At 56.1% G+C, this 1,060-nt stretch carries 1 protein-coding gene; it reads right to left on the bottom strand.

The genetic code is table 11. The annotated features are described in order from the left end of the window. A partial coding sequence (locus NW819_RS10345) for a sigma-70 family RNA polymerase sigma factor (protein WP_414413688.1) occupies window positions 1-714 on the bottom strand: 714 nt, incomplete at its 3' end. Window positions 715-1,060: the final 346 nt, after the last annotated feature.

The following is a 1,060-nucleotide window of genomic DNA, read 5'->3' as shown; positions in this document are numbered from 1 at the left end:
CTCGGAGGCGATGTCTTCGATGGTGGGAGTACGGCCCTTTTCCTGGGAGAGCTTGCGCTGCGCTTTTTTGATCTTGTTCAGCTTCTCGGTGATGTGGACGGGCAGGCGAATGGTACGGCTTTGGGTGGCAATGGCGCGGGTAATGCCCTGCCGGATCCACCAGTAGGCGTAGGTGCTGAAGCGGTAGCCCTTTTTCGGGTCGAACTTTTCCACCGCTCGCTCCAGGCCCAGCGTACCCTCTTGGATCAGATCCAACAGCTCCAAGCCGCGGTTTTGGTACTTTTTCGCCACCGACACCACCAGGCGCAGGTTGGCCTTGATCATGTGTTCTTTGGCACGCTTGCCAATCCGCTGAATCTGCTGCAGCTTTTCAGGGGTCAGTTGCGCCCACTCGGGGTACTGGTTGGCCTTGGCCACCCATTCCGCAAGAGTGGGATCCCGTCCCAACTCTTTCTGCAGGCGCAGGCGCAAATCCAAGAGCTTCATGTAGTCTTGGACTTTTTGGGCCAGGGCCACCTCTTCATCGCGCCCCAAAAGAGGAACACGACCAATCTCCTGTAAATAGAGGCGCACCAGATCAGTGGAGCGGCGGGTCGGCTCCTCTTCCAGAAACTCGCCATCGGCCAGATCCACCTCTGCTTCTTCGGCAGCCTCGAGGAGATCGGCGGGGCCATCCAACAAAATGTCGTTGAGTTCAGGTTCGTAGTTAGACATGTAGGGTGTTGCTGATGTAGCGACAGGGGTAGGCAGTTCAGTGGGCTGAGAGAGGAATGGTCAGTGATGTGGAGCAAGTTAAGCTTAAGTGTTCCCCAACGGTAACTTCGCGCCTGCTCAACGCCTTACAGCAGTCAGAGGAAATCATACATTGACCTCTTCCTCAACCGGACCTCCTGCCCATGCCCCATAGGGAAAGGCTGAAGTAGCAGCGGAGGGGTCACACGGAGAGCGTGAGCCCCTTATCATAACTTAATTATAGTTGCATTTCTCAGCCCAGAGACATGAGATCCAGCGTAGGATCCCCCCAGTTCAACCGTCACCGCCACTGCGAAAAAGCGTATTG

The sequence above is a fragment of the Synechococcus sp. R8-2 genome (assembly GCF_047461715.1).
GTDB lineage: Bacteria > Cyanobacteriota > Cyanobacteriia > Thermostichales > Thermostichaceae > Thermostichus.
The sequence above is the reverse complement of the archived record's forward strand: the minus strand, read 5'-3'. Positions and strand labels throughout refer to the sequence as shown.